This window comes from Streptomyces sp. SD15, assembly GCF_054462255.1.
Genome location: NZ_JBTLMO010000011.1, coordinates 152532 through 171358, shown reverse-complemented (window position 1 = coordinate 171358; position 18827 = coordinate 152532). Strand labels below are relative to the sequence as shown.

At 70.5% G+C, this 18827-nt stretch carries 13 protein-coding genes and 1 pseudogene; 11 read left to right on the top strand and 3 right to left on the bottom strand.

Translation table 11 applies throughout. From position 1 onward, the window contains the following. Positions 1-350 precede the first annotated feature (350 nt). From ACX28W_RS13835 to ACX28W_RS13820, 4 genes are all read left to right on the top strand, one after another. Positions 351-1139 (top strand): ABC transporter ATP-binding protein, encoded by a 789-nt coding sequence (locus tag ACX28W_RS13835; RefSeq protein WP_458999211.1) that lies wholly within the window; start codon positions 351-353, stop codon positions 1137-1139. Next, a complete protein-coding gene (locus ACX28W_RS13830) occupies positions 1136-3715 on the top strand; it encodes an ABC transporter permease (protein ID WP_458999210.1) in 2580 nt (859 codons plus the stop codon). Before ACX28W_RS13835 ends, ACX28W_RS13830 begins: the two co-directional genes overlap by 4 nt. A gap of 327 nt (positions 3716-4042) precedes the next feature. Then, positions 4043-7597, top strand: a complete 3555-nt coding sequence (mfd, locus tag ACX28W_RS13825; protein ID WP_458999209.1) for a transcription-repair coupling factor — start codon at positions 4043-4045, stop codon at positions 7595-7597. A gap of 49 nt (positions 7598-7646) precedes the next feature. Next, positions 7647-8633 (top strand): SCO6745 family protein, encoded by a 987-nt coding sequence (locus ACX28W_RS13820; protein ID WP_458999208.1) that lies wholly within the window; start codon positions 7647-7649, stop codon positions 8631-8633. A 146-nt stretch (positions 8634-8779) separates the two neighbouring features. Here ACX28W_RS13820 and ACX28W_RS13815 read toward each other — a convergent pair whose 3' ends face one another. Next, the gene (locus tag ACX28W_RS13815) at positions 8780-8977 is read right to left on the bottom strand and encodes an Rv0909 family putative TA system antitoxin (RefSeq protein ID WP_458999206.1); all 198 of its coding nucleotides are present in this window, start codon (positions 8975-8977) and stop codon (positions 8780-8782) included. A gap of 223 nt (positions 8978-9200) precedes the next feature. Here ACX28W_RS13815 and ACX28W_RS13810 point away from each other — a divergent pair, with 223 nt between their 5' ends. Next, positions 9201-9932: an HNH endonuclease family protein gene (locus ACX28W_RS13810; RefSeq protein ID WP_458999205.1), complete on the top strand. Its 732-nt coding sequence runs from the start codon at positions 9201-9203 to the stop codon at positions 9930-9932. 15 nt (positions 9933-9947) lie between these two features. Here the strand turns inward: ACX28W_RS13810 and ACX28W_RS13805 are convergent, their stop codons facing one another. Then, a complete protein-coding gene (locus ACX28W_RS13805; protein ID WP_458999203.1) occupies positions 9948-10682 on the bottom strand; it encodes a class I SAM-dependent methyltransferase in 735 nt (244 codons plus the stop codon). A 38-nt stretch (positions 10683-10720) separates the two neighbouring features. On the opposite strand from ACX28W_RS13805, the pseudogene ACX28W_RS13800 reads away from it, so the two are divergent. Next, positions 10721-10939: pseudogene (locus ACX28W_RS13800) on the top strand (N-acetyltransferase); the annotation flags it as partial. A 123-nt stretch (positions 10940-11062) separates the two neighbouring features. Here the strand turns inward: ACX28W_RS13800 and ACX28W_RS13795 are convergent. Then, entirely contained in the window at positions 11063-11815 is a 753-nt protein-coding gene (locus ACX28W_RS13795; protein WP_458999202.1) for a hypothetical protein, read from the bottom strand. Positions 11816-12065: 250 nt separating this feature from the next. Between ACX28W_RS13795 and ACX28W_RS13790 the strand changes: the two genes are divergently transcribed. The 5 genes from ACX28W_RS13790 (at position 12066) to ACX28W_RS13770 (ending at position 18734) form a co-directional block, all read left to right on the top strand. Then, the gene (locus tag ACX28W_RS13790; protein ID WP_458999201.1) at positions 12066-14189 is read left to right on the top strand and encodes an N-6 DNA methylase; all 2124 of its coding nucleotides are present in this window, start codon (positions 12066-12068) and stop codon (positions 14187-14189) included. A 188-nt stretch (positions 14190-14377) separates the two neighbouring features. Next, positions 14378-15010: a hypothetical protein gene (locus ACX28W_RS13785; protein WP_458999200.1), complete on the top strand. Its 633-nt coding sequence runs from the start codon at positions 14378-14380 to the stop codon at positions 15008-15010. Between the two features lie 35 nt (positions 15011-15045). Continuing rightward, positions 15046-16548 (top strand): serine/threonine-protein kinase, encoded by a 1503-nt coding sequence (locus ACX28W_RS13780; protein WP_458999199.1) that lies wholly within the window; start codon positions 15046-15048, stop codon positions 16546-16548. Between the two features lie 282 nt (positions 16549-16830). Continuing rightward, positions 16831-17490 (top strand): SurA N-terminal domain-containing protein, encoded by a 660-nt coding sequence (locus tag ACX28W_RS13775; RefSeq protein WP_458999198.1) that lies wholly within the window; start codon positions 16831-16833, stop codon positions 17488-17490. A gap of 200 nt (positions 17491-17690) precedes the next feature. Further along, complete coding sequence (locus ACX28W_RS13770) at positions 17691-18734, top strand: nucleoside triphosphate pyrophosphohydrolase (protein ID WP_458999197.1); 1044 nt, start codon at positions 17691-17693, stop codon at positions 18732-18734. Positions 18735-18827 lie beyond the last annotated feature (93 nt).

Sequence of the window (18827 nt, the reverse complement as noted above, 5' to 3'; positions counted from 1 at the left end):
CCGCACGACAGCCTCCCACTTGACCCTCACGTCGGGGGAGGGTGGACGCTGACTGGGCTTGCGGGGGGAGGTGACCCCGAGGCGGGCTCCCCCTAAGGGTGGAGAGCCCCTAGGGGTTCCTCCGTACTACGGCTCGGGGAGGGTTCGTACCGCCGGAGGAGGAGACGGGGCGGTGACCGTCCTTAACCTGGCTTTACGCCGCGGGGGTGGGGTTTTCCCCAGCAAAAGACTGCGCTGAGCACCAGCGCGCCGGAACACCCCCCGACGCCAGACTTATCGACGTAGCCAAGCACGCAGAAGTACATGCGGAAGCGCACGCACAAGCCATCAACCGGCATAGGAGATATACCGTGACATCGGCTGTGACCATTCCCAGGCACGGGGGCACTGGAGGGCGTACGGCCGTTGCCGCGCGGGCGCGGCAGGTCGTGAAGGCGTACGGGTCCGGTGAGACCCGCGTCGTCGCCCTCGATCACATCGACGTGGACATCGCGCGGGGCCAGTTCACCGCGATCATGGGCCCCTCCGGGTCCGGCAAGTCCACGCTGATGCACTGCCTCGCCGGGCTCGACACCGTGACGAGCGGTCAGATTCACCTCGACGAGACCGAGATCACCGGCCTCAAGGACAAGAAGCTCACGCAGCTGCGCCGGGACCGGATCGGCTTCATCTTCCAGGCGTTCAACCTGCTGCCGACGCTGAACGCGATAGAGAACATCACGCTGCCGATGGACATCGCGGGGCGGAAGCCGGACAAGGGCTGGCTGGACCAGGTCGTCGAGACCGTCGGCCTCGCCGACCGGCTCAAGCACCGGCCCGCCCAGCTCTCCGGCGGACAGCAGCAGCGCGTCGCCGTGGCCCGTGCGCTGGCTGCCCGGCCCGAGATCATCTTCGGTGACGAGCCGACCGGAAACCTGGACTCCCGTGCGGGCGCGGAGGTGTTGGGCTTCCTGCGGCGGTCCGTGACCGAGCTCGGTCAGACCATCGTGATGGTCACGCACGACCCGAACGCCGCCTCGTACGCGGACCGTGTGCTGTATCTCGCCGACGGCCGGATCGTCGACGAGATGTACCAGCCGACGGCCGATCAGGTCCTGGACCGCATGAAGGACTTCGACGCCCGGGGGCGTACGTCATGACTGTCCTGAAGACCTCGATGCGCAACTTCTTCGCGCACAAGGGGCGGATGGCTCTGTCGGCGGTGGCGGTGATGCTGTCGGTGGCCTTCGTCTGCGGCACGCTGGTGTTCACGGACACCATGAACACGACGTTCGACAAGCTCTTCGCCGCCACCTCGTCCGACGTCACGGTCAGCACGAAGGACGCGTCGGACACCGGTGAGACGCAGGCCGACAACGGCAAGCCGCCGGTCATGCCCGCCTCCGTGCTCGGCCGGGTGCGGGGGGCCGACGGGGTCAAGTCGGCCGAGGGCACTGTCTTCTCGACCTCGGTGACCGTCATCGACGCCGACAAGGACAGCCTCTCGCCCACCAGCGGCGCACCGACCATCGTCGGCAACTGGAACGCCAACGAAGCCCGGACGATGAAGATCTCCTCCGGGAACGCGCCGCGAGGCCCGGACCAGATCATGGTCGACGCGGACACCGCCGACAAGCACGACCTCGAGCTCGGCGACGAGATCGGTGTCATCACGGCGGTCGGTACGCACAAGGCGAAGGTCTCCGGCATCGCCGACTTCACCGTCACCAACCCCGGTGCCGCGATCTTCTACCTCGACACGAAGACCGCCCAGCAGGCCCTGGTCGGCGAGTCCGACGTCTACACCAACATCAACGTCACCGCGACGGCCGGGGTCAGCGACGCGCAGCTGAAGAAGAACGTCGCGGCCGGCCTCGACGGTGCCTACAAGGTGCAGACCGCCAAGGAGGTCGCGGACGCCAACTCCGAGGACGTCCAGGACCTCATGGGCGTCTTGAAGTACGCGATGCTCGGTTTCGCCGGGATCGCCTTCCTCGTCGGCATCTTCCTCATCATCAACACCTTCTCGATGCTGGTCGCCCAGCGCACCCGCGAGATCGGCCTGATGCGGGCCATCGGGTCCAGCCGCAGGCAGGTCAACCGTTCGGTCCTGGTCGAGGCGCTGCTGCTCGGTGTCCTCGGCTCGGTGCTCGGCGTGGGCGCCGGTGTGGGGATCGCGATCGGGCTGATGAAGCTCATGGGTGCCATGGGGATGAATCTGTCCACGGACGACCTGACCGTCGTCTGGTCCACCCCGGTGGCCGGCCTGGTGCTCGGCGTCGTGGTCACCGTGCTCGCCGCGTACCTGCCCGCCCGCCGCGCGGGCAAGGTCCCGCCGATGGCCGCCCTGCGCGACGCCGGCGCTCCGGCGGACGCCAAGGCCGGCGTCGTACGGGCCGTGCTGGGCCTCGTCCTCACGGGCGCCGGCGGCTACGCCCTGTACCTGGCGGCTGCGGCCGACAAGGCGAGCGAGGGCGCGATGTGGCTGGGCGGCGGCGTGGTGCTGAGCCTGATCGGCTTCGTCGTCATCGGCCCGCTGCTCGCGGCCGGCGTGGTCCGCGTCCTGAGCGCCGTACTCCTGCGGATCTTCGGCCCGGTCGGGCGAATGGCCGAGCGCAACGCGCTGCGCAACCCGCGCCGCACGGGTGCCACGGGGGCGGCCCTGATGATCGGTCTCGCGCTCGTCGCCTGCCTGTCCGTGGTGGGCTCCTCGATGGTCGCCTCGGCGACGGACCAGCTGGACAAAACCGTCGGCACCGACTTCATCATCCAGTCCGACAGCGGCCAGTTGATCACCCCGCAGGCGGTCGAGGCCGCGAAGTCGGCGGAGGGCATGGAGCGGTTCACCGAGTACAAGGTGCTGGACGCCGCGCTGTCCACGCCGGACGGCAAGACGTCCAAGGACGAGACCATCAACGCCGCCGACCCGTCGTACGCGACGGACCTGCGCACCAAGACGGTCGCCGGGAACCTCGCGGACGCCTACCGGCCCAACTCGATGTCGGTCTTCGAGGGCTTCGCGAAGGAGCACGGGCTCGAGCTCGGCTCGAAGGTCGAGGTCGACTTCAAGGACGGTACGACGGCCGCGCTGACGGTCCGCGCGATCACCAGCGACGACGTCGTCATCGACAAGGGCGCGATGTACGTGTCGATCGCGACGGTGGCCAAGTACGTCCCCGCCGACAAGATGCCGCTCGACGTCCTGCTCTTCGGCTCGGCGAAGGACGGCCAGGAGGCGGCCGCGTACAAGTCGCTGAAGGCGGCACTGGACGACTACCCGCAGTACGCCGTCCGTGACCAGACCGACTACAAGGAAGCCCTGAAGGACCAGATCGGCCAGCTCCTGAACATGATCTACGGGCTGCTGGCCCTCGCGATCATCGTGGCGATCCTGGGTGTGGTGAACACCCTGGCCCTGTCGGTCGTCGAGCGGACCCGGGAGATCGGCCTCATGCGGGCCATCGGTCTGTCGCGCCGCCAGATGCGCCGCATGATCCGCCTGGAGTCGGTCGTCATCGCCCTCTTCGGCGCCCTGCTGGGCCTCGGCCTGGGCATGGGCTGGGGCGCCACCGCCCAGCAGCTGCTCGCCCTGGAGGGGCTGAAGGTGCTGGAGATCCCCTGGCCGACCATCATCGGCGTCTTCATCGGGTCCGCGTTCGTGGGCCTGTTCGCCGCCCTGATCCCGGCGTTCCGGGCGGGCCGGATGAACGTACTGAACGCGATCGCCACCGAATAGCCACCGCGCACGGGGGTCGTGGGGGCGGGCCCGGTAGGGGAGGTGATCACCTCCCCTACCGGGCCCGACGTCGTCATGCGGCTCCCGGTACGTGATCACGTGTCGAGGGGTGTACGCCGGGGGCGCGGGGTGCGGTCGACAGCCGGAGGTGAAGTGTGGGGTGGGTCACTTCGGGCGACTTCCGGCGGCCGTCCGGGGCGGGGCCCCGGTACCCCGAGACCTCTTGCGCCCCACAGGGAGCGCGCCGCCGACGTACGCTGGAAACCCCCGGCCCGTTCCACGTGTCGGGCGGTTCGCGTTGCCCACTCCCCGGGATGGAAGCCCTTCATGAGCCTGCACGGTCTGCTCGACGCCGTCGTCAAGGACGCCGCCCTCGCGGAGGCGGTGAGGGCCGCCACCGACGGCAACCGGATGCACGTCGACCTGGTCGGCCCGCCCGCCGCCCGCCCCTTCGCCGTGGCGGCGCTGGCCCGCGAGGCGCGTCGCACCGTACTGGCGGTGACGGCGACCGGCCGTGAGGCCGAGGACCTGGCCGCGGCGCTCAGGTCTCTCCTGCCGCCCGACACCGTCGCGGAGTACCCCTCCTGGGAGACGCTCCCGCATGAGCGGCTGTCGCCCCGGTCGGACACGGTCGGCCGCCGCCTCGCCGTCCTGCGCCGCCTGGCCCACCCGCGCCCCGACGACCCCGAGACCGGCCCGGTCTCCGTCGTCGTGGCCCCTGTACGCTCCGTGCTTCAGCCGCAGGTCAAGGGCCTGGGCGACCTGGAGCCGGTGGCGCTGCGCACGGGGCAGACGGCCGACCTGGGTGAGATCGTCGAGGCGCTCGCGGCAGCCGCGTACTCCCGGGTCGAGCTGGTCGAGAAGCGCGGCGAGTTCGCGGTCCGCGGTGGCATCCTCGACGTCTTCCCGCCCACCGAGGAGCACCCCCTTCGGGTGGAGTTCTGGGGCGACGACGTCGAGGAGATCCGTTACTTCAAGGTCGCCGACCAGCGGTCCCTGGAGGTCGCCGAGCACGGGGTGTGGGCGCCGCCGTGCCGTGAACTGCTGCTCACGGACGAGGTACGGGAGCGGGCGGCCCGGCTGGCCGAGGCCCACCCCGAGCTGGGCGAACTGCTCGGAAAGATCGCCGAGGGGATCGCCGTAGAGGGAATGGAATCCCTGGCTCCGGTCCTGGTCGACGACATGGAGCTGCTGCTCGACGTGCTGCCCAAGGGCTCGATGGCCGTCGTGTGCGACCCGGAGCGGGTGCGGACGCGGGCCGCGGACCTGGTGGCTACGTCGCAGGAGTTCCTGCAGGCGTCCTGGGCGGCGACGGCCGGGGGCGGCGAGGCCCCGATCGACGTGGGCGCGGCGTCCCTGTGGTCCATCGCGGACGTACGGGACCGGGCGCGCGAGCTGGACATGATGTGGTGGTCGGTGTCGCCGTTCGCGGCGGACGAGACGTTCACAGCTGCCGCTGACGCGGCGGGGATCGCGGACACGTTGAAGCTCGGCATGCACGCCCCCGAGACCTACCGCGGCGACACGGCCAGGGCTCTGGCGGACACCAAGGGGTGGCTGGCCGACGGCTGGCGCACGGTGTACGTCACCGAGGCGCACGGCCCGGCCGCCCGTACGGTGGAGGTGCTGGGCGGCGAGGGCATCGCGGCGCGCCTCGACACGGACCTCGCCGGGATCGGTCCCTCCGTCGTCCATGTGGCGTGCGGTTCCATCGACTACGGCTTCGTGGACCCTTCGTTGAAGCTCGCGGTCCTGACGGAGACCGACCTCTCCGGCCAGAAGGCGGCCGGCAAGGACGGCGCGCGCATGCCGGCCCGCCGCCGCAAGACCATCGATCCGCTGACCCTCGAAGCGGGCGACTACATCGTGCACGAGCAGCACGGCGTCGGCCGCTACATCGAGATGGTGCAGCGGACCGTGCAGGGCGCGACCCGCGAGTACCTGGTGGTGGAGTACGCGCCGGCCAAGCGCGGCCAGCCCGGCGACCGCCTCTACATCCCCACCGACCAGCTGGAACAGATCACCAAGTACGTGGGCGGCGAGGCGCCGACCCTGCACCGCCTCGGCGGCGCCGACTGGACGAAGACCAAGGCGCGCGCCAAGAAGGCGGTCAAGGAGATCGCGGCGGATCTGATCAAGCTGTACTCGGCCCGGATGGCGGCCCCCGGACACGCGTTCGGCTCCGACACCCCGTGGCAGCGCGAGCTGGAGGACGCGTTCCCGTACGCGGAGACCCCCGACCAGCTCACCACCATCGCCGAGGTCAAGGACGACATGGAGAAGACGGTCCCGATGGACCGCCTGATCTGCGGCGACGTGGGCTACGGCAAGACGGAGATCGCGGTGCGCGCGGCCTTCAAGGCGGTGCAGGACGGCAAGCAGGTGGCGGTGCTGGTGCCGACCACACTGCTGGTGCAGCAGCACTTCGGGACGTTCGGCGAGCGCTACTCGCAGTTCCCGGTGAACGTCCGCGCCCTGTCCCGCTTCCAGACCGACACGGAGGCGAAGGCGGTCCTGGAGGGCTTGCGGGAAGGCGCCGTGGACGTCGTCATCGGCACCCACCGCCTGTTCTCCTCCGAAACGAAGTTCAAGGACCTGGGCCTGGTCATCGTCGACGAGGAGCAGCGCTTCGGAGTCGAGCACAAGGAGCAGCTGAAGAAGCTGCGGGCGAATGTGGATGTGCTGACGATGTCCGCGACACCCATCCCCAGGACGCTGGAGATGGCGGTGACGGGCATCCGCGAGATGTCGACGATCACCACCCCGCCGGAGGAGCGGCACCCGGTGCTGACCTTCGTCGGCCCGTACGAGGAGAAGCAGATCGGCGCGGCCATCCGCCGCGAACTGCTGCGTGAGGGCCAGGTCTTCTACATCCACAACCGGGTCGAGTCGATCGACCGGGCGGCGGCGCGGCTGCGTGAGATCGTCCCCGAGGCGCGTATCGCGACGGCGCACGGCCAGATGGGGGAGCAGGCTCTGGAGCAGGTGGTCGTCGACTTCTGGGAGAAGAGGTTCGACGTGCTCGTGTCGACCACGATCGTCGAATCCGGCATCGACATCTCCAACGCCAACACGCTGATCGTGGAGCGCGGCGACAACTTCGGCCTCTCGCAGCTGCATCAGCTGCGGGGCCGGGTGGGGCGAGGCAGGGAGCGCGGCTACGCGTACTTCCTCTACCCGCCGGAGAAGCCCCTGACCGAGACCGCTCACGAGCGGCTCGCGACCATCGCCCAGCACACGGAGATGGGCGCGGGCATGTACGTGGCGATGAAGGACCTGGAGATCCGCGGCGCGGGCAACCTGCTCGGCGGCGAGCAGTCGGGTCACATCGCGGGTGTCGGCTTCGATCTGTACGTGCGCATGGTGGGCGAGGCGGTCGCCGACTACCGGGCGTCGCTGGAGGGCGGGGTGGAGGAGGAGCCGCCGCTCGAGGTCAAGATCGAGCTTCCGGTCGACGCCCACGTCCCGCACGACTACGCCCCCGGCGAGCGGCTGCGCCTGCAGGCCTACCGCGCCATCGCCTCCGCCAACACGGAGGAGGACGTCAAGGCGGTACGGGAGGAACTCGTCGACCGCTACGGCAAGCTCCCGGAGCCGGTCGAGAACCTGCTCCTGGTGGCGGGCCTGCGGATGCTCGCGCGGGCGTGCGGCGTCGGCGAGATCGTGCTCCAGGGCAACAACATCCGCTTCGCGCCGGTGGAGTTGCGGGAGTCGCAGGAGCTGCGCCTGAAGCGGCTGTACCCGGGGACGGTCATCAAGCCGGCCGCCCACCAGCTCCTGGTCCCCCGCCCGAAGACGGCGAAGGTGGGCGGGAAGCCATTGGTGGGGCGGGAGTTGCTGGGCTGGACGGGGGAGTTCCTGGCGACGATCCTTGGGTCGTAGCCGGTTGCTGTCGGGCCGACGGTGACGGGAACGGCGGGTCGGGTGTGCCATGTCGAAGAGCGCCAGCGGGATCAGTGAGGTCGACGAGATGGTTCAGGGTGGCGGCGATATCGAGGGGGGCGGCGACATCGAGGCGGGCGGCGATACCGAGGGTGGCGGCGATGTCGAGGCGGGCGTCGAGCTCGGCGAAGTGCGCCGGCTGTGGCACCTGCTGGAGCCTCTGCACGCGGTGCTCTACTACGCGCCGGAGGTCTTCGAGCAGGCGTCCGCGCTCGGGTACGGGACGGGGGAGCGCTGGCCGACGTACTTCCCGTTGCGCGCCGCTCCGTTGGGGGCGGTCGGGAGCGGGCGCGTGACGTCCGCCTTCTACAGCTTCAGCCCGCGGATGGTCGCCGAGCACATCGACTCCGCGTGGCAGAAGGCGAGCCCCGCGGACGTACTGAGGGCGAGGGAACGGGGCATCGACGGGGCGTACCGCGCGATATTCGGCGACCGGGTGACGAGCCCCGAGCTGGTCGAGGCCGCCGGACTGCTGCGCCGGGCCGCCGAGGCCGCGAACACCGCCGGTCGTCCCCTGGCCGCCGCCAACGCGGAGTTGGCGTGGCCCGAGGCTCCACACCTCCGGTTGTGGCACGCGGCGACGATCCTGCGTGAGCACCGCGGCGACGGTCATCTCGCTGCGCTGCTCGTCGCCGGGCTCGACCCGGTGGAGGCCCTCGTCTCGTTCGCGGCGATCGGTGCGGCCTCCGTCGAGCGCTTCGAGAGCCGCGGCTGGAGCCCGGAGGAGTGGAGCGCCGCCCGTCAACGCCTCGTCGCGCGCGGCCTCGTGACCGAATCCGGCACCGCCACACCCGCCGGCCGCGCCCTCCGCGCCGAGATCGAACACCACACGGACCAACTGGCCGCAGCCCCCTGGCGCGCCCTCACCCCGGCCGACCGCACCCGCCTCACCGAACTGCTCGGTGAGTTCTGGGTCGCGGTACTGGGCTCGGGACTTCTGCCCTCGGAAACGACGCTGGGGATCGGGAAGGTTTGACACGCGGGCCCATGACATGGGCCGGCGCGGAACACAGGTGAAGCCGCCCGCGGGAGTTGCGCTGCGCGGACGGCCTCTGCATTCACGTTCTGTGGGTCTGCCGACCCTCCGTGCGTCTCCGGGTCACGGCTGTTCGCGTCTCCGGGTTACGGCTGGTCGGGCCGGCCGGGTCGGTCGGGCCGGTCGCGGTCCATGCCCATCGCGCCTTCGACCTTCTGCTGCGCGTCGTCGACCTTGTCGGTGTACTTCCCGCCCGTCCTCTCGTTGGTCTCCCGTTCCGCGGCGTCGGACATGTTCTTGCCCTTGGACTTCGCATGGCTCTTGAATTTGTCGAAGATGCCCATCCAGGAGCTCCTTCCGGAGGTGTGTCACCCCCGACGATACGCCCGGTGTGCACCTATTGCCCGTTGGATGCGGGTATGGACGGCGCCCTCCGCCCACTACCGTGAGGACCGGGGAAACACGCCCGCACAGGGCGGACCCGGGGAGGCAAGGGAGGGGCGTGCTGTGCTTTCTGAGACGCACGTGAGGCACAAGGGCGCGGCGCGGGGCTCACTTCTCCGCAGGGTGTTGGCGTTGGCGGCTGCTCTAGCTCTTGTCTCCGGGTGTGACGGACTCGACGACGGTAGTTCTTCGACGGGAGCCGGAGCAGGGGCGCCGGACGGGCGCGCGGTCAGCCCGCTGAAGAACCCGGACGGAACGAAGCCGGGCCTCGCGTCCGTGACGTCCGATGCCGACAAGGCTGCTGCCCGGAAGCTCATCGAGACCCTCTCCACCAAGGGCCGGGGTCCTCAAACCGGCTACGCCCGCTCCGAGTTCGGCTACGCCTGGATGGACACGGCAGACGGGGTGCCCCTCGCACGGAATGGTTGTGACACCCGAAACGATCTGATCCATCGCGATGGCAAGGACCTTCAATTCCGATCGGGTTCTGACTGTGTCGTCATATCCATGACGCTGCATGATCCGTACACGGGAAAGACCATCGAGTGGCGCAAGCAGGAGGCTTCCGAGGTGCAGATAGACCACGTGGTGCCGCTGTCGTACAGCTGGCAGATGGGCTCCTCTCGCTGGCCCCTGAGCAAGCGCAAGCAGCTTGCGAACGACGTGCTCAATTTGATCCCGGTCGACGGCCGTACCAACTCGGCCAAGGGCGACTCCGGCCCCGCCTCCTGGCTTCCGCCGAACAAACAGATCCGGTGTGCCTACGCGGCCCGTTTCGCCCAGGTCGCCATCAAGTACGAGATGCCGGTGACCACGCCGGACAAGCAGATGATGCTGAAGCAGTGCGGTGGATGACCCGGAGCTGAGGCCTCAGGCGCGAGCGATCACCAGGAACTCTCCGTCCCCGGCGCCCACGGGCTCGCGGTTCCAGCCTCCGTAGATGTGCTCGATGCGGAAGCCTGCGTTGTGGAGTGAGGAGCGGATGTCCGCTTCCGCGCGAAAGCGGAGCGTGGCAGTGCTCAGCAGTTCCTGACCGTCGGGGAACGTGTAGCTACGGGTGAAGCTGACTGCGCCGTCCCGGACGGCTGTGACCTCGGACCACACGGTTACCGCCCCGCCGTCCGGCAACGTGATCTGCCGTCGGGAGTCGACCGGATTCCACTGCTCCCACCGGCGGTCCCGCGGGTCGCGAGTGTCGAAGACGAGCCGGCCGCCCGGCAAGATGGAGCGCTTGAGATCGGTGAGAGTCCGTGTCCAATCGTCGTCCTCGACGAAGAACTGTGCGACGTGACTGGTCATGACTGCAACGCCGAACGACGCATCCGGGAGGTTCGACGAGGTGCCCTCCACCCAGATGACCCGCCCGGCACCCGGCTTGGCACGCGCTGCATCGAGTGATGCCCGTGCCGGGTCGACCCCCGTCACCGCGTGGCCCGCAGCCGCGATGCCGAGGGTGAGCCGACCTGTGCCACAGCCCAGGTCGAGCACCTGTGAGCCGGGGGTCTCGTTGACAACGGACAGAAAGAAGTCGTCCTCTCGTGACCACGGGCATTCAGCGTCGTAGACGGTCACGAGGGACGGGTCGCGGAACTCGGCGTGCAGCACCGGCGGATGGTAGCCAGAGCCGTGCAGGAGGGTCCACACGTTTCCATGTCCGTGCGGGCGGCGCCATCGAGGCGGTGGCCCCGGCCTCCATGACCGTGGCCGCCTCGGTGGAGGAGTGGCGCGACTGGACCGGCCTGCCTTTCACCGCGCAGGGCCCCGTCGAGGTGCCCGGCGCCCTGAGCCCGGTGCACTGCGAACCGGAGCGCGGTTACGCGGTGTACGTCGAGCCCAACGTGTGGGTGCGACACCGGCTCTGAGTCCGTGCTGCGCCAGCGACTCGACTCCGAGCCCGGCCCGGTCGTACGGCGATCGGCTCCAGTGCCCTGGGGCATCCTGGAGCCGATGGTCGTGGTGAGACGTCGTCGTCAATGCACGTGGCGTCAGCCCGTCTTCTTCCAGTCCTTGCAGCCGACGGTCTTGAAGTAGCCGTCGCCGGCGCTGATGGTGACGACGGCCGTGCCGGTCACGTTGTTGTTGGCGATGATCGAGTCCATCGACCGGGTGGCGTCCTTGGTGCGCTCCCAGTAGCACATGTCGTCAGTGTTGCCGGTGGACTTGTAGGTGCCGGGGGCGATGTCGACGCCGACTCTGTGCATGCCGCCGTCGCCCTTCATCTGCGTGGCCGGGGTACCGGACGCCTTGGCGTCGACGGCCTCCCAGTCCTTGCAGCCGCTCGACTTGAAGAGCTTGTCGCCCGCCGCGATCGTCACGTAACTGGTGCCGCTGACGTTGTCGTTGGCGAGGATCGATTCCATGTCGCCCGAGGCGTCCTTGGCACGCTCCCAGTAGCACATGTCGTCGGTGTTGCCCGTCGTGCGGTAGGTGCCGGGCTTGACGTCCGTGCCGACCTCGAAGTCGCCGTCCCCCTCGAACGCGGCCTTCTTCTCGGTCTTCTCCGCGTTGGAATCCGCCTTCTTGGCGGACCCCGAACCGGACCCCGAACCGGACCCCGAACCGGACCCCGAACCGGACCCGGAACCAGTCCCCGAGCCCGACTCGCGCTCGGCGGAGGCGGACGTGTCCTTGCCCTTGTCGCCCGAGCCCCCGTCGCCGCTGCCCGCGTTGGCCGACACCACACCGATGACGACGATGCCCACGACGGCCCCCAGCGCGACCTTGCCCTTCGTGCCCATGACAGTTCCCTCCCCAGGGTGGCAACCGCCTCTTTCCGGCGACTGCTCGTTCGGTGGGTCAATAACAACAGAGCTTGTGAACCGAGTCAACACTGTTCACGGGGAAGGTTATGTACACGCCTGTGAAGGGGGAGATCTTGCATACGTCGGTATGCTCGACGTCACAGACCAGCGCCCGGGCCGGAGTCATGGCCGGAGTCATGGCCGAGGCCAGGGTCAGGCGCAGGCCAGCACGAGGGGAGCCGGGCAGGTGCAGGACAACGCGACAGAGGTGACCTCCGCCGGGATCGCACGGCTCGCCGGAGTCGGCCGCGCGGCCGTCAGTAACTGGCGCCGCCGCCATGCCGACTTCCCCAAGCCGGTCGGCGGCACCGAGACCAGCCCGGCCTTCGCCCTCGCCGAAGTCGAGACATGGCTACGTGACCAGGGAAAACTCGCCGAAGTTCCGCTGCGTGAACGCGTCTGGCAGCAGCTCGCCGGAAACCCCGAGGGCCCGGTCACCGCCCTCGTGCACGCCGGCTGCGCGCTCCTGCTCATCCACGACCGCCCCACCGTGTGGCTGGAGCTGAGCGCCGGCTCCGACGAACGCCTCGCCGCGAGGTTGCCCGCCGCGCTCGACGAGGTGCTCACCCCCCGCTTCGGCCCACCCCGCGAGCGCCCTGTGAACACCCCCTCGGCCCCCGACTGGGCTGTGAACACCCCCTCAGCTCCCGGACCGGCTGTGAACACCCCCTCAGCCCCCGCCCGGGCTGTGAACGCCCCGACCGGCCCCCAGCTGCTCCCCTCCGCCCCGCTCCTGCGCGGCGCCGCCGCACTCGCCGCAGAGCTGGGCGCCCGGCAGACGTACGAGTTCCTGCTCGGCCGGCACCTCGACGCCAACCCGCGTCAGTACACGCTCACCCCGGCCGGTCTCGCCGCGCTGATGGCCGACCTCGCCGGCCCCGCCCGGACGATCCTCGACCCGGCGTGCGGCACCGGCGCTCTGCTGCGCGCCGTGACTCCCAAGCCCGCCCAGGAGCTGTACGCCCAGGACAGCGCCCCCGAACTGGCCGCGCTCAGCGGGCTGCGGCTCGCCCTGAACGCCAAGGCCACCACCGTCCGCACCGCCGCCGGGGACAGCCTGCGCGCCGACGCCTACGACGGCGTCAGGGCGGACGCCGTGCTGTGCCACCCGCCGTTCAACGAGCGCAACTGGGGCCACGACGAACTCGCCTACGACGCCCGCTGGGAGTACGGCTTCCCGGCCCGCACCGAGTCCGAACTGGCCTGGGTGCAACACTCGCTGGCCCACGTCAAGGAAGGCGGCAGCGCCGTCGTCCTCATGCCGCCCGCCGCCGCCTCCCGCCGCTCGGGCCGCCGCATCCGCGCCGACCTGCTGCGCCGCGGTGCCCTGCGGGCCGTGATCGCCCTGCCCGTCGGCGCGGCACCCCCGTACAACATCCCGCTCCACCTCTGGGTGCTGCGTCGCCCCGAGAAGGCCCCGGCGCAGCCCGAGTTGCTGCTCGTGGACACCGGTGAGGCGGCCACCGAAGGCCGCGGCGGTCTCGACTGGCAGGCCGTGCGGACCGCGGTGCTGGACGCCTGGCGGCCCTTCGAACGCACCGGCACGGCAACGGAGCAGCCGGGGCGCAGCCGGGCGGTGCCGGTCATCGAGCTCCTCGACGACGACGTCGACCTGGCCCCCGCCCGCCATCTGCCGCCGGCCGCCGCGGGCTCCGGCTCCGAGGAGCTGGGGACCGTACGCGAACGCCTCGGCGAGACCCTCCGGCTGACGGCCGCCCTCACACCTCCGGCGACCGATCACACACAACCCGCCCGCTGGCCGCTGATCACGGTCGGCGAACTCGCGCGCGGGGGCGCGCTGGTGCTGCGTACGGGCACACATGCGGCTCCCGCGCGCGTGCCCGTGCTCACCGACCACGACGTGCTCGCCGGAACCGCTCCGTCCGGCACCCTCCCCGAAGGGGACGAGGAGCCGGTGCTCGTCGAGCCGGGCGATGTCGTCGTCCCCGTGGTCGGCGGCGGCTCCATCGCGCGCGTGGTCGACGAGAGGACCGCGGGCGCCGCGCTCGGCCGCAACCTCACGCTCCTGCGACCCGATCCGGCGTCCCTGGACCCGTGGTTCCTCGCCGGTTTCCTGCGCGGCACCGCCAACAACCGCCAGGCCAGCAGTTACGCGTCCACCGCCACCCGGCTCGACGTGCGCCGCCTCCAACTGCCCCGACTGCCGCTCGACCAACAGCGCCACTACGGGGAACGGTTCCGCGCACTCGCCGAGTTCGAGGAGGCCCTCCGACGTGCGGGGCGCCTCGGCGAGCAGTTGGTGCGCGGCATGTACGACGGCCTCACGGACGGGACGGTCGCGCCCGGCTGAGCCACGGTTGAGTCCCTGCTGAATCCACTGCTGGGCCGCTGTTGGGCAGGGGAAGTGATCAGTATGACAACCATTCGGTACAACCGGTGACCGGTTGTCCTTGTCGGCCTATACGCTCGGACTTCGAACGCGACCGTCTCACCCGTCGGTCTCAACCGTCCGTCCTCATCAGGCCTCCAGGAGCAGCCATGCAAGGCCACGGCTACGCGCAGCCGGTGAAGCAGCCGCCCCCGACCGGGTGGCTGGTCTTCGTGCGCGTGTTCTTCGTGGTGATCTCGGTGTTCAGCATCGGCCTCCTCTCCTGGACGATGCTGTTGCGCCTGGCCATCGTGACCCGCAAGACGCTGGACTGGAGTCTGATGGTGGCCGCGCTCGCGGCCGAGGTGCTCGGCCTCGTCCTGCTCGGTTCGGAGCCGGGCGACGAGATCCACACCGTGGGTGGCTGGACGGGCCTGGCCCTGCTCCTGGGCACGCTCGTGATCGTGATCTCGTACTACCTGGCGGCGGACGTACGGCACTTCCACCAGCTCCGCTTCGCGGCGTACGCACCGCGGCAGCAGCCCCCGGCGCCCGCGTACGGCTACCCGCAGCCCCAGCAGCCGCCGTACACCGCCACGACGGTCCCGCAGACCATGGCGCCCGCGCCCCCAATACCCCAGCCCCAGCCCCGGATGCCTCAGCCCCCGGTGCCCGCCGAGCCGCCGCAGCAGCGTCCCGCGCCCGCGCGGATCGACCAGGTGCGCGCCGAACTCGACGAGCTCAGTGACTATCTGCGCAAGCGCGAGAGCAACCATGAGGGCAACCCCGAGGGCGGCAGGTGACCGGGTCGACGGGGGCGACGGGGGTGACAGGGCGCATGATCGCCGACCGCTACGAACTGTCCACGCTCATCGGGCAGGGCGGCATGGGTCAGGTCTGGACGGCGTACGACCAGCGCCTCGACCGGCGCGTGGCTGTCAAGCTCCTGCGCCCCGACAAGGTCGCGGGCCAGGAGGCCGACGAGCTGCGCCGCCGCTTCGTGCGCGAGTGCCGCGTCACCGCGCAGGTCGACCACCCCGGCCTGGTCACGGTCCATGACGCGGGCAGCGAGGGCGAGGAGCTGTTCCTCGTCATGCAGTACGTCGACGGGGCCGACCTCTCCGACCACCTCGCCGAGCACGACCCCTACCCCTGGCAGTGGGCCGTCGCCGTGGCCGCCCAGCTGTGTGCCGTGCTCTCCGCGGTGCACGCCGTCCCGATCGTGCACCGCGACCTGAAACCGCGGAACGTGATGGTCAAGCAGGACGGCACGGTCACCGTCCTGGACCTGGGTGTCGCGTCGGTGATGGACACGGACACCACCCGTCTCACGCACACCGGCTCACCCATCGGCAGCCCCGCCTACATGGCCCCCGAGCAGGCGATGGGCGGCGCGGTCGGCCCGTACACGGACCTGTACGCACTCGGCGTACTGCTCCATGAACTCCTCAGCGGAGACGTGCCGTTCTCGGGCTCGACGGCCCTAGGCGTCCTCCACCGCCACCTCTACGAACCGCCGCTCCCTGTGCGCCGGCTGCGCCCCGAGGTGCCGCCGGCGCTGGAGAGCCTGGTCCTGCGGCTGCTCTCCAAGGACCCGCAGCACCGCCCGGCCTCCGCGCAGGAGACGTACGAGGAGCTGCTCCCGCTGCTGCCCGCGCGCGGTATGCCCTCCGGCGCCCCACTCGACCCCACGCGCCCCTTCCTGCGCCCGCACGCCCCTTGGCCGGACCGGGCCCGCACGCCCGCGCCCCAGCCGCAGGCCGCCCCGGCCGTGGCGAAGCCCGATGTCGCGGGCGCGGTCGACGAGGTCAAGCGGCTGCTCGGCGAGGGCCGCATCACGCAGGCCGTCGACATCCTCGGCTCGATCCTCCCGGCGGCGGCAGCCGAGCACGGCGAGCACTCACCCGTCGTACGCACCTTGCGCAAGCAGTACGCGGCCACGCTCATGGACGACGGCCAGTACCGGCGCGCGCTGCCCGAACTGCGCCGCCTGGCCGACGAGCGCGCCGCCGAGGCCGGCCAGTCCGACCCGCAGTCCCTGCGCTTCCGCTACGAGGCCGCGCAGTGCCTGGAGCAGCTCGGCGAAGCCGCCGCCGCGCTCGCGGAGTACCGCGCACTGCTGCCGTACTACGAGAACCAGTACGTCGCCGGGGACCCCGAGCTCTCCCTCGAAGTCCGGCGGCGCATGGGCCACTTGCTGCTCGCCCTCGGCGACCGCGGCGCCGCCCACGACACGCTGGGCCGGCTGCTGCACGACGTGGAGCGGCTGCGCGGGCCCGGCCACCCGATGGCGGGGGAGATCCGACGGACGCTGCAGTGGCTGGGGCAGGTGCGGGGCTAGGGGGTGTCTGAACAGCAAGGAGACCCGCGGCGGCTACACGATCACCGTGGACCGCAACGCCTGGGACGCGCCGGTGGCGATCACGGGCTGACGCCCAGGTGACCCGTGTGCCCCATGCGGCCGGGCCCCATGTGACCCGTGTGCCGCCGATGTGATGGTGCGACGGTGCCTGAAGGCGGAGCGAATCGTTGGTCGAAAGGGTGGCCGAGAGCTGGGCCACTGCCTACCATCGATCACCGCAAGACTTTGTGCACCGTCGCACAATCTCCTCGGGAGGTTTCCTTGCACCGCCGCCGTCGCACCGCGCTAGTCCTCTCCGCCGCGATCGTCGCCGCGGGCCCCCTCCTCACCGCGTGCGGCAACCAAGCGCACCCGGGTGCCGCGGCCGTCGTCGGCGGCCAGCGGATCACGGTCGCGCAGCTGGAGAGCCGGGTGAACGAGGTGCGGTCGGCGCAACTGGCCGCCACCACGGACCAGGCCCAGTACGAGCAGGCCGTCGCCAAGACCGCCGGCCTCACCCGCGACACCCTGCACACCATGGTCCTCGAGCGGGTCCTGGAGCGGGCGGCCAAGGACGCGGGCGTGACCGTCACCCGCAACGACACCCAGCAGATGCGGGCCGCACTGGAACAGCAGGCTGGAAGCGCGAAGGCGCTGGAGGCGGCCTGGCTGCAGCAGTACGGGGTGGCGCCGGGGCGTCTCGACGAAAACCTTCACACCGAGATCGAGGCCCAGAAGCTGGCCGCCGTGCTCGGCGCCGACATGAACACCACCGAGGGCAAGGCCACGTTCTGGAAGGCCATGTCCGAGGCGTCCAAGAAGCTGAACGTCGATCTGAACCCGCGCTACGGCGCCTGGGACGTCCAGAAGAGCAGCCGGGTCGATGTGAAGACGCCGTGGCTGCGGGAGATCACGTCGGCGGGGGCCCAGCAGACGGCGTAGTGGGTGGGGTGCGGTGCGCGGGTGTGGCGCCCGGGCGCGGTGCGCGCGTGCCGTGCGAGCCGACGGCTGTGGATAAGTCGTGGGATAAACCGCTGGATAAATCGTTGGATAAACGGTTCAGCCGACCGGCCTGTGGATATTCGACGGCCAGGCCTGTGGATAACTGCTGGGCTGTCGGCGGCGTGGGTTACGTTCGATGGGTGAACGCAACCAGCTTCGACGACGCCCCTGAGGCGGCCGGCTCCGACGCCACCGGCCCCGGCTCTGAACCCGACCTCGCCCCCGGCCGAATCGTCCTGCTCACCACCAGCCACCGTGTCGCGCCCGGGCTGCTGTCCTGGCCCGCCTGGCAGGCACTGCGCGGCGCCGACCAGGTGCTGTGCGCGGACGGCGCGCACCCGCAGCTGCCGTATCTGCGCGAGGCCGGCATCACCGTCGATGAGCTGTCTCCCAGCGCCCAGGACCTGGTCGACGCCTGCGCCGGCGGTCGCACCGTGGTCGTCGTCGCCACCGGCGAGGGAGAGCCACGCCTCACCGACGGCCTGGCCCGGCTCGCCGGCACCGGCCGCATACAGATGCCGGAGCTGGAGCTGCTCCCCGCCTCGTACGACCTACCGGGTGCCCGCCTCCTCGACCTCGTCCAGGTCATGGACCGCATCCGCGTCGAGTGCCCGTGGTCGTCCCAGCAGACCCACAAGGGCCTGGCCAAGTACGGGATCGAGGAGGCGTACGAGCTCGTCGAGGCGATCGAGGAGGGCGACCGGGACGAGCTCAGGGAAGAGCTCGGCGACGTCCTGCTTCAGGTCGTCTTCCACGCCCGGATCGCCGAGGAAGGCAGCGAGGAGGACGGCGCCGCCCCCTTCTCGATCGACGACGTGGCGGGCGGCATCGTCGCCAAGCTGATCCACCGCCACCCGCACGTGTTCGGCGACGAGACGGCCACGACCCCCGACGAGGTCAAGGAGCACTGGCTGCGCACGAAGGCCGTGGAGAAGCAGCGGACGTCGGTGACGGAGGGGATACCGCTGGGCCAGCCGGGCCTTGCGCTCGCGGCGAAGCTGTCGTCGCGGGTGCGCACGGCGGGCCTCGAGGTGCCGCTGCCGCAGGGCGAAGGCGTCGGGTACGAATTGCTGGCCATGGCCGCGCACGCCGAGGCCGAGGGCGTGGACCCGGAGGCGGCGCTGCGGGCCGCGGCCCGGGCGTATCGGGACGCGATCCGTGCGACGGAGGGGAGCCGAGCTTGATCTTTATCTTCGGGTTGCCCGAAGTTCGGCAAGGGTTTCGGCGCCTTCGGCGCGTTCGGCGCGTCTGATGGTCCTTCCCTCGTCGTAGCGGGG